This is a genomic window from Lysobacter sp. ESA13C (assembly GCF_019970005.1).
Classification (GTDB): Bacteria; Pseudomonadota; Gammaproteobacteria; order Xanthomonadales; family Xanthomonadaceae; genus Lysobacter; species Lysobacter antibioticus_B.
This window is the reverse complement of record NZ_JAHXYK010000001.1, coordinates 707,828-718,116: the sequence shown is the minus strand read 5'-3', so window position 1 is coordinate 718,116 and position 10,289 is coordinate 707,828. Positions and strand designations below refer to the sequence as shown.

10 protein-coding genes are annotated in these 10,289 nt (G+C 69.1%); 7 read left to right on the top strand and 3 right to left on the bottom strand.

Going from position 1 to position 10,289, the window contains the following annotated elements; all coding sequences use genetic code 11:
* Window positions 1-77: 77 nt before the first annotated feature.
* Window positions 78-620 carry a gamma carbonic anhydrase family protein gene (locus LC490_RS03200; RefSeq protein ID WP_223619274.1) on the bottom strand — a complete coding sequence of 181 codons (543 nt, stop codon included), beginning with the start codon at window positions 618-620 and terminating at the stop codon, window positions 78-80.
* A gap of 208 nt (window positions 621-828) precedes the next feature.
* Between LC490_RS03200 and LC490_RS03195 the strand changes: the two genes are divergently transcribed.
* From LC490_RS03195 to xth, 3 genes are read left to right on the top strand one after another with little or no spacing between them, the layout of a single operon-like run.
* Window positions 829-2,256, top strand: a complete 1,428-nt coding sequence (locus LC490_RS03195; protein WP_223619273.1) for a coniferyl aldehyde dehydrogenase — start codon at window positions 829-831, stop codon at window positions 2,254-2,256.
* A gap of 52 nt (window positions 2,257-2,308) precedes the next feature.
* Window positions 2,309-3,637 carry a hypothetical protein gene (locus LC490_RS03190; RefSeq protein WP_223619272.1) on the top strand — a complete coding sequence of 443 codons (1,329 nt, stop codon included), beginning with the start codon at window positions 2,309-2,311 and terminating at the stop codon, window positions 3,635-3,637.
* 16 nt (window positions 3,638-3,653) lie between these two features.
* The gene (gene xth / locus LC490_RS03185; RefSeq protein ID WP_223619271.1) at window positions 3,654-4,421 is read left to right on the top strand and encodes an exodeoxyribonuclease III; all 768 of its coding nucleotides are present in this window, start codon (window positions 3,654-3,656) and stop codon (window positions 4,419-4,421) included.
* 241 nt (window positions 4,422-4,662) lie between these two features.
* Here xth and LC490_RS03180 read toward each other — a convergent pair whose 3' ends face one another.
* Together LC490_RS03180 and LC490_RS03175 are read right to left on the bottom strand one after the other, a co-directional pair.
* Window positions 4,663-4,938 (bottom strand): GlsB/YeaQ/YmgE family stress response membrane protein, encoded by a 276-nt coding sequence (locus LC490_RS03180; RefSeq protein WP_031370668.1) that lies wholly within the window; start codon window positions 4,936-4,938, stop codon window positions 4,663-4,665.
* Window positions 4,939-5,283: 345 nt separating this feature from the next.
* On the bottom strand, window positions 5,284-6,669 hold the full coding sequence (locus LC490_RS03175; protein WP_223619270.1) for an AMP-binding protein: 1,386 nt from the start codon (window positions 6,667-6,669) through the stop codon (window positions 5,284-5,286).
* A 206-nt stretch (window positions 6,670-6,875) separates the two neighbouring features.
* On the opposite strand from LC490_RS03175, the gene LC490_RS03170 reads away from it, so the two are divergent.
* From LC490_RS03170 to LC490_RS03155, 4 genes are all read left to right on the top strand, one after another.
* Window positions 6,876-7,487: a 4'-phosphopantetheinyl transferase superfamily protein gene (locus tag LC490_RS03170; RefSeq protein ID WP_223619269.1), complete on the top strand. Its 612-nt coding sequence runs from the start codon at window positions 6,876-6,878 to the stop codon at window positions 7,485-7,487.
* Between the two features lie 155 nt (window positions 7,488-7,642).
* Window positions 7,643-8,320, top strand: coding sequence for a 16S rRNA (guanine(527)-N(7))-methyltransferase RsmG (rsmG, locus tag LC490_RS03165; RefSeq protein WP_223619268.1), 678 nt, complete (start codon window positions 7,643-7,645; stop codon window positions 8,318-8,320).
* A 110-nt stretch (window positions 8,321-8,430) separates the two neighbouring features.
* Entirely contained in the window at window positions 8,431-9,249 is an 819-nt protein-coding gene (locus tag LC490_RS03160) for an AAA family ATPase (RefSeq protein ID WP_223619267.1), read from the top strand.
* The gene (locus LC490_RS03155) at window positions 9,246-10,163 is read left to right on the top strand and encodes a ParB/RepB/Spo0J family partition protein (RefSeq protein WP_057916203.1); all 918 of its coding nucleotides are present in this window, start codon (window positions 9,246-9,248) and stop codon (window positions 10,161-10,163) included. Before LC490_RS03160 ends, LC490_RS03155 begins: the two co-directional genes overlap by 4 nt.
* Window positions 10,164-10,289: the final 126 nt, after the last annotated feature.

The window sequence follows — 10,289 nt, the reverse complement described above, 5'->3', positions numbered from 1 at the left end:
GCCCTGACTCCCTGAGTCCTGCTTTCCCCTGCCGCGACTGTAAACGCGGCCATCGGCCCTGACTAGCCCGGCCGTGACTAGCCCGACAGCATGCCCAGGTAGCGATCCTTGAGCCGCACATAGTGCTGTGCGCTGTATTGCAGCTGTTCGATCTCGCGGTCGCTGAGGCGGCGCGCGAGGCGGGCCGGATTGCCGACCCACAGTTCGCCTTCGCCGACGATCTTGCCAGGCGACAGCACCGCACCGGCGGCGACGAAGCCGTAGCGCGACACGCGCGCGTCGTCGAGCAGCTTGGCGCCCATGCCGATCAGGGCGAACTCGTCGATCGTGCAGGCATGGACGATGGCGCCGTGGCCGATGGTGACGTCGTTGGCGATGACCGTCGGCAGGCCGCCGGGACGGGTGTAGGGGCCTTCGTGGGTGACGTGGACGATGGTGCCGTCCTGAACGTTGGTGCGTGCGCCGATCGAGATCGAATTGACGTCGCCGCGGACCACGCAGCCGGGCCAGATCGAGACGTCGTCGCCGAGGTCGACCTCGCCGATCACGGTCGCGGCCGGGTCGACGTAGACGCGCTCGCCGAGGACGGGAAATTTGTCGAGATAGGGACGTAGGCTCATGCGCGCATTGTAGGCGTTCGCGGGCGACCCCAGGCGCAAGCGGGCATGTCGAACGCCGCTGGACGAGCGACGATACGCAGCCGCCGCATGCGGTACGGCGAACGGATGCGATCGGCATGCCGGGCGACGGTGTTCGGCCGATTCGCCCCCCTCAGCTGTCCCCTGCCGCCCGCACGCTGAGCGCCCGAACCCGACTAGACTGCGGCGTATGGATACGATCGCCGACACCGCCCCGACCGAACTCGCCGCCACCCGCGAGCGCCTGCGCACCGCCTGGCAGGCGCGCAAGCCCGACTACGCGCAACGCCGCGCCGACCTGCTGCGGCTGCGCGACGCCTTCCGCGCCCGCAGCGCGGCGATGGACGCGGCGATCCGCGCCGATTTCGGCCACCGCTCCAGCCACGAGAACCTGCTCTCGGAGGCGATGATCACTCTGGCCGAGATCGATCACGCCCTGAGCCATCTGCGCCGCTGGATGCGCCCGCGCCGGGCCGCGGTCGGCTGGCGCTTCTGGCCGGCGCGCGCCGAAATCCGTCCCGAACCGGTCGGCGTGGTCGGCATCCTCTCGCCGTGGAATTACCCGGTGAACCTGGCCCTGGTGCCGCTGGTGTCGGCGATCGCCGCCGGCAACCACGTCTATCTGAAGCCGTCCGAACACACCCCGCGCACCGCCCAGTTCCTGCGCGACCTGCTGGCCGAGGTATTCCCCGAGGACCGCGTCGCGGTCGCGCTCGGCGGCCCCGAGATCGGTGCGGCGTTCTCGGCGCTGCCGTTCGACCACTTGCTGTTCACCGGCTCGACCGCGGTTGGGCGCAAGGTCATGGCCGCGGCCGCGCCCAACCTGACCCCGGTGACCCTGGAACTCGGCGGCAAGGCGCCGGCGCTGATCTGCGCCGACTACCCGATCGAACGCGCCGCCGCGCGCATCGCCAGCGGCAAATGGTTCAACGCCGGCCAGACCTGCATCGGCGTCGACTACGTGCTGGTCGACGCGGCACGCCGCGACGAACTGGTCGCGGCCCTGCTCAAGCAATTGAAAGAACGCTACGGCGACCTGGTCGCGCCGCAGGACTACACCCGCATCATCAACGCCAGCCAGTACCAGCGCCTGTCGGGTTATCTCGACGACGCCCGCGCACGCGGCCTGGACGTGGTCGAGCCCTTCGCCGACAGCGTGCCGCGCGAACAGCGCGTGGCCGAACGCATCTTCCCACCGGCGCTGGTGATCGAGCCCGGCGCCGACGCCCAGGTCATGCAGCACGAGATTTTCGGGCCGATCCTGCCGGTGCTGTCCTACCGCACGCTCGACGAAGCCATCGCCCGCATCAACGCGCTCGACCGGCCGCTGGCGCTGTACCCGTTCGGCCACGACCGCGCCCAGATCGAGCGCATCCTCGCCCAGACCCTGGCCGGCGGCGTCACCGTCAACGACACCCTGCTGCATTTCGGCGCCCACGACCTGCCGTTCGGCGGCATCGGCCCGAGCGGCATCGGCGCCATCCACGGCCGCAACGGCTTCGACACCTTCAGCAAGCTGTTGCCGGTGTTCCACCAGCGCCGCCTCGCCGCCAGCGACCTGCTTAAGCCGCCGTACCGCGGCAAGATCGATGCGATGATCCGCTGGCTGGCGAAATAGCCGGCCTCGCTCCGACCCATGCCGGGTCGGAGCCCACCACGGATCGCATGCCATGGCCGGCTCAGTACCTCCCGCACCGAACGACCTGCCGCCCTCATCGCCGGCGCCCCGCCGCAGCCGCGCGGTGTTCTGGGTCGCGCTGGCGGCCTTTCCGCTGGCCGCCTTCGCCTGGCTGATCTGGGTGGTGCTGACCCGCGGCACCGAAGCCGCCGATTTTTGGGATTACTCCGACGCCGTCCTGACCGGTGCAGTCGTCGCCCTGTTGGTGCCCCTCCCGGTGTTGATCTGGGGCGGCCTGAGCCGACGCATCGGCCAGGCCCTGCTCGGGGTGACGATCGGCGCGGTCGTCGCGGTGCTCGCACTGCCACTCAGCCTGCACCTGATCCATGCCCGCCGGACCCAGGCCTTCGAGGACAAGAAGGCGCGCTATGCCGAATTCGTCGCGACCGTGCGCAGCCACAACCACGCCCGCATCCGCAAAGCGCTGCCCGCCTTGCCCGACGGCTTCAGCGCGCCGAAAGCGCTGTGCGCGCTAGGCGGCGGCGCCACCTACACCTTCGAACAGTGGCTGTGGTTCGACGATCACGCCTATGGCGAGGCCTTGCCGAGCGCCGACCTGCTCGAAGCCGCCGCGGCCGTCGTCGATGGCGCCTGGCCGCGCCAGGAGAAACAGGCGGCGCTGCTGGTCTTGCTGCATTACCTGAGCGAACGCGACGAGCCCGCGCTGTTCCCGACCTGGGCCGGCCTGTGGCGGCGCACCCTGGAGCAACCCGATGCGGCGCGCACCCCTCTGCTCGCGTCCGACTACCGCGGCGACACCGGCACGTGCAGCGCCGCGCGCGACCCCGCCGATACCGTACTGAAGCGCTGGCACGACGCCGGCCTGCGCGCATGGCTGCAGGCCGGATTCGGCTTCAGCGAGGAACAGCGCAACCTCGCCCTGCGCGCGGTGCGCTCCAAACCGATGCTGCAGGAACTGATCGCCGCCGACCCTGAGTTCGCGGCGATGTTGAGCGCGGGACAGAGCGAGGGCGCGGATGCGCTGTCGCACCTGAGCTATGAATTGTCCGAACTGCTCGACCGCGGCCCGGACCCGGCGGTGCCGGCCGAACTCGTCGAAGCCCTGCGCAAGGCCGGCGCCGACCCGCGCCGCTCCGAGCACGCGCGCAAACCCTGCGCGGTCTACGAACTCAGCGAATCCGAACGCCGGCCGACGGCCGCGGACTCGGCCGCACGCATCGCCGCGGCCGCGCGCATCCACCACGCCCTGTGCCCGCCCGACGGTTCGGCCCAACCGGGAAAGACTGCCGACGGCGGGAGCGCGAACGACCGCCGCGCCGGCACCAACGAGACCGCCGAGGCCGACAGCGAGCGGCGCTGAGGCTACACTTGCCGCCATGAAAATCGTCAGCTGGAACGTCAACTCGCTCAACGTGCGCCTGCCGCATCTGGAACAGTGGCTCGGCACGTTCGCTCCCGACATCGTCGCGCTGCAGGAAACCAAGCTCGAGGACACGCGCTTCCCGGACACCGCGCTGGTCGGCGCCGGCTACCGCAGCGTGTTCGCCGGGCAGAAGACCTACAACGGCGTCGCCATCCTCTCGCGCGAAAGCGCCAGCGACGTGCAGATCGGCATCCCCGGTTTCGACGACGAGCAAAAGCGCGTCATCGCCGCCACCGTCGCCGGCCTGCGCATCGTCAATCTGTACGTGGTCAACGGCCAGGACGTCGGCACCGACAAATACGCCTACAAGCTGCGCTGGCTTGACGCTGTGCACGCCTGGCTGCAGAACGAACTCGCCCGCTATCCGGACCTGATCGTGCTCGGCGATTTCAACATCGCACCGGAAGCGCGCGACACCCACGACCCGGAGGTGTGGAACGAGCACCACATCCTGACCTCGACCGCCGAACGCGAAGCATTGCAACGCCTGCAAGCGCTCGGCCTGCACGACGCCTACCGCCTGCACAACCAGGAAGAAGGCCAGTTCTCGTGGTGGGATTACCGCCAGGCCGGCTTCCGCCGCAACCTCGGTCTGCGCATCGACCTGACCCTGATCTCCGACTCCCTGCGCGCCCGCTGCATCGCAGCCGGCATCGACCGAGAACCGCGCACCTGGGACCGCCCGAGCGATCACGCGCCGGCTTGGGTGGAGTTGGCTTGAGAATCGGGAATCGGGAATCGGGAATCGGGAATCGGGAATCGGGAATCGGGAATCGGGAATCGGGAATCGGGAATCGGGAATCGGGAATCGGGAATCGGGAATCGGGAATCGGGAAAAGCATAAGAAGCTTGTGTGCTGTTGCAAGCATTCACTTCGACGGCGCTGCTCACGATTCCCCAATCCCGCCGCAAAAAAAAGCCCGGCCGAAGCCGGGCTTTTTTGTTGCGGCAACGCGTAGCGCTTAACGCACGCGCCCGCGACGGAACAGGTTCACGATCGCGAGCAGAACGATCGCACCGACCAGCGACAGCAACAATCCGGACAGACTGAACGCACCGCTGTTGATAGTACCGGCGCCGATGCCGAGCACGCCGCCCAGCCAACCGCCGAGGAACGCGCCGACGATGCCGACGATGATGTTGAGGAAGAGACCCTGCTGACCATCGGTCTTCATGATCATGCTGGCGATCCAACCGATGATGCCGCCTACTACCAGCCAAATGATGATACCGAGCATGTGCGTTCTCCTAGCGATTCTGATGAGCCCAAGGCGACACGATGCGCATGGTGCGAATCGCTGTCCCTCGTTCGGGGGCAGTTGCAGCATGAATCGGCGCACGTGACGGCGACGTCAGAAACCGCACTTAGGAATGTGAAGAAAACGCTGCACTAGAAGGCAAAAAGCACACTGCGCCTGGGTATGGTTCACAGGGCTACGGCAGCGGCGTTTCGCTTCTCCCGATGAACGTCGCGATTCGCCGATGGTCGGTACCGAGCCAGCATCGTCCGCATCGGTTCTGCGCGAAGCCGGCATGAAGCCGCGGCGGTTTTCGCGTTCGCGCCGAGGCCTCTTGCAGCGCGATCACTCGGCGTCGCGGAGCATCGCCTCGACCGCGTGGCGCGGCAGCTTTCCGGTTTCGTTGCGCGGCAAGGCGTCGACGCGGCGCAACGGACGCGGCAGGAACACCGGGTCGATGCTCTGGCGCAGGGCCTGCAGGATCGAAGCTTCGTCGAGCGCGGGCGCCACCACCAGGGCGGCGATGCGGCGCACACCGAAGGCGTCGGCGGCATCGAGCTGGAACATGGCGCCGTCGAGCACGCCCTCGATCGCGAGCAGCTTGCGGGTGAGGTCGCCGAGCGAGGCGCGCTTGCCGGCGATCTCCAGCAAGTCGGCACTGCGCCCGCGCAGCACGAAACGCCCGTCGGCCTCGACTTCCATCAGATCAGCGAGGACCACCGGCTCGGACAGATGCGGCGCATGGATCGCGGTGCCGTCGGGTTGCGGACACACGCGCACGCCCGGCAACGGCGTCCACGCGGCCTCGCGCGCGGTGCGGCGACGGGCGAACACGCAGGTCTCGGTCGAGCCGAACACTTCGCGCACTTCGCAGCCGTAGCGCGTTTCCGCCGCCACCGCGAGTTCGACCGGCAGCGGTGCGGTCGCCGAGACGATGCCGGCCAGCGGCGGCAGCTCGACGCCGGATTCGACCAGCGCGCGCAGATGCACCGGCGTGGTCACCAGCAAGGGCGGGGTCGGCGCATCGCCGAGCGCAAGTGCGACATCGCCGGGGAAAAACGGCCGATTTGCGTGCACCGCGACCGGGCCGAGCAAGGGCAGCAACACCGACATCTCCATGCCGTACATGTGCTGCGGCGGCACCGTCGCGACCAGATAAGTGACTTCGTCGGCGCGCAACAAGTCGCCCAGCGCGATCAGGTTCTGCGCGGTGCTGGTACGGAAAGCCTGCCAGGTCTTGGCGTTGGGCTTGGGCTGGCCGGTGCTGCCGGAGGTGAAGCCGATCGCGAGCAAGGCCGCGGCCTGCGCGGTCAACGCGTCGCCGGCGTCGCGCGGCAGTTCGGTCGGCAAACGCAGATAACGCGGCGGCAGCGGATCGAGGGCGAGATCGCCGATGCAGTAGCTGTCGGGATAACGCGCGAGCACATCGTCGACCACCGCCGGCGCGCGCGAAGGCGGCAACAGATTGCCTTGCCCGCGCAAGGCCACCGCGCACAGGGCGACCAGGAAGCGATAGCGGTTTTCGCACAGGTTGACCGCGTACTGCGCGGCCGGCAGCGTCGCCGCGAGCGCGCGCACTTCGGCCTCGAAACTCGCGCGATCGACGACGCCGTCGGGGCCGAAGGCCAAGGCGCGCCCGGGCGCACCCGCGACCAGCGCGAACGACTCGCCGCCGGGCGATGCAGGATCCTGGCTGAACGGAACAAGGCTCGGATCGATAACCGCTGACATCAAATAGATTTCCCGCGGCCTGAGGGCCGCTTCCAATGTGTTGCAACTTGCCCGGGCCCGCCTGATCGGCAGCTGACGGTCCCTTCGGACCCTCGCGGCACCAATGCGATCGCACCGCGCCCCCGCGCTGTGCCGCCGCCACGAACCCGTTCCCCAGGGTTTAGCTTACGCTGACCGGCCTGTTCCAGGCCAAAGCACACCTGTTCATGTCCCTGTCCGGCCGTTCACCTTCGCTAGTCGATACGTATTCGGAACGCTCCGACGGCCACGGTGTGCGCTGGACCTGGCTGCCGCACCGGCACGGCCGACCGGCCGAACCGGAAGCGCGCGAGTGGTTGGCCGGGCAGCTCGGCGATCCGGCCTTGTCGCTGACCCGCGACGGCCGCCAGCGCCCGCACCTGGACCCGCCGCACGATCGCTACGACTGCAATTGGAGCCACAGCGGCGAACGCCTGCTGGTCGCACTGGCCCTGCAGGCGCGGGTCGGCGTCGACCTGGAGCGTCTGCAACGACGGCCGCGCGCACTGGAAGTGTCGTCGCGTTTCTTCACCGATCGCGAATCCGACTGGCTGCGCGCGCACCCCGATCGCGACCGCGCTTTCCTGCGCCTGTGGTGCGCCAAGGAAGCGGTGCTCAAGGCGCACGGCCACGGGCTGTCGTTCGGCCTCGACAAGCTGCGTTTCGAAGAACGCGACGACAAGCTGCGCCTGGTCGAATGCGATCCGGCCTTGGGCCGGCCGGAGCAGTGGACCTTGCGCGAGATCGAGCCGGCGCCGGGGTATCTGGGCGCGTTGGCGTGGCGGCCGTTGGCGGAGTAGGCGGCGCATCCAAAGGGTAGGAGCGGCGCAAGCCGCGACCGCGCCCTTGCAGCGCCTGCGCGACCGGCACCGCAACCATCGTTCGTACACCCCACCCACTGCTCCTGGCTGCTCCTGGCTGCGCCCGACTCGGCCCATCGGCGATACTGTCGCCGATGAATACCCCCGTTTCCCTACCGCCCGGGCTGCGCAGCGAGCTCGAAGCCGGCTTGTCCGCGCTCGCCCTCGATCCGGCCCTGGCCGCGCCCTTGCTGGATTATCTGGCCCTGCTCGCGCGCTGGAACCGCACCTACAACCTGACCGCCGTGCGCGACCCGCACGAGATGGTCGGCAAGCACCTGCTCGACTCCCTGGCCATGCACCCTTACGTCGAGGAGCTCGCCGGTCGCGGCGGCGCCCTGGCCGACTTGGGCACCGGCGCCGGCCTGCCCGGCATTCCGCTCGCCATCGTCAAGCCCGGCCTGCGCGTGACCCTGGTCGAGAGCAACGGCAAGAAGGCCCGCTTCATGCGCGAAGCCTTGCGCCAGTTGGGTCTGAAGGATGCGCGCGTGGCCGAATCGCGGATCGAGGCCTTCGCCGAACCCGGCGCGTTCGATGCGATCACCGCGCGCGCCCTGGCGACCCTGCCGCTGATCCTCGAACTCGGCGGCCACCTGCTCAAGCCCGGCGGCGTGCTGCTGGCGATGAAGGGCGTGCGCCCGGACGAGGAGATCGCTGCCCTGCCGGCCGGCTGGAGCGTACGCTCGGTCGAACCGATGCGGGTGCCCGGCCTGGCCGCCGAGCGGCACATGGTGGTGGTCGGGCGCAGCGGCGAGGCGGCCGGCGCTTCCTGATCCCCGGTCCCCTCCCCGACTCCCGCCCTGGGGCATAATCCCCAGTCCGGCCGGCGCCAGGCGCCGTCCTCCTTCATGTCATCTCACCGTTACAGCAGGGGACGAGCCGCATGGCCCGCATCATCGCCGTCGCCAACCAAAAAGGCGGGGTCGGCAAGACCACCACCGCGGTCAACCTGGCCGCCGCGCTAGCGCGTACGCCCAAGCGCGTCCTGCTCGTCGACCTGGACCCGCAGGGCAACGCGACCATGGGCAGCGGCATCGACAAGCGCCAGCTCGAGGACTCGATCTGCGATGTCCTGCTCGGCGAAGCCGACGCCGCCGCGACCATCGTGCGGGCGCCCGAGGACTTCGACCTGCTGCCCGGCAACATCGACCTGACCGCGGCCGAGATCACCCTGATGGGCGAGAGCGAACGCGAGCAGCGGCTCAAGCGCGCGCTGGCGCCGCTGCGCGGCAACTACGACTTCATCATCATCGACTGCCCGCCGGCGCTGTCGCTGCTGACCCTGAACGCGCTGACCGCGGCCGACTCGATCATCGTGCCGATGCAGTGCGAGTACTACGCACTGGAAGGCCTCAGCGCGCTGGTCGACACGATCGAGGCGCTCAAGGCCAACCTCAATCCTTCACTCGAAATCGAAGGCGTGCTGCGCACCATGTTCGACGTGCGCAACAACCTCGCCAACGCGGTTTCGGCCGAACTCACCAACCACTTCGGCGACCGCGTGTTCCGGACCATCGTGCCGCGCAACGTGCGCCTGGCCGAGGCACCGAGCCACGGTCAGAGCATCGTCGGCTACGACAAGGCCAGCCGCGGCGGCATCGCCTACCTGGGTCTGGCCGGCGAAGTGCTGCGTCGCCAGCGCGAACGCGACCAGGCCGCCAAGACCGCCGCGCGCGCCGTCACTGCGGAGACCCCGGCATGAGTCACCCTGCCAAGAAGCGCGGCCTCGGCCGCGGCCTCGAAGCCCTGCTCGGCCCCAAGGCCGCCGCCGAAGCGCCGACCCTGGTCGAAGCCCAGCCCGGCGACCTGTTGCGCAACCTGCCGGTCGATTCGCTGAGCCCCGGCAAGTACCAGCCGCGCAAGCACTGGGACGAGGACAAGCTGGCCGAGCTGGCCGAGTCGATCAAGGCCCAGGGCGTGATCCAGCCCATCGTGGTGCGCGAGATCGGCGAGAAGGGCGGCAAGACCTACGAGATCATCGCCGGCGAGCGCCGCTGGCGCGCCTCGCGCCTGGCCGGGCTCGACGTGATTCCGGTGGTGATCCGCGAAGTCGACGACCGCACCGTGGTCGCGATGGCGCTGATCGAGAACATCCAGCGCGAAGACCTCAATCCGCTCGAGGAAGCCACCGCGCTGCAGCGGCTGATCGACGAATTCGACCTCACCCACGCCCAGGCCGCCGAAGCGGTCGGCCGTTCGCGCGCGGCGGTGTCCAACCTGCTGCGCCTGCTCGAACTGCCGAGCGAGATCCGCATCCTGGTCGAAACCCGCGCCCTCGAGATGGGCCATGCGCGCGCCCTGCTCACGCTGGCCCCGCAGGCGGCGATCGCGCTCGCCCGCCAGGCCGCCGAAAACCAGTGGTCGGTGCGCGACGTCGAACACCGCGTGCAGCAGCTCGCCGCCGGCAAGGTGCCGGTGTCGGGCAAACCCAAGCCGGCCAAGGCCAAGCCGCAGGCCGACATCGTCACCCTGGAACGCGAACTGTCCGAATCGCTGAGCACCAAGGTCAACGTGCTGCACGGCCGCGGCGGCAAGGGCCGCCTGGTCATCCACTACACCGATCTGGATTCGCTCGAAGGCGTGCTGGAACGGCTGCGCGGCAAGGTCGAGGCCTAAGCGCCGCCTGGCGGGTCGCGCCGCGCTGGACGCGGCACCCCGCCGGACTCCGACGAATTCCCCCGGCAGGTTCGCAGTCGCGTCACGCGCCGCTCCTACCCTTAAGCAATGACCCCAAGCCCAGCG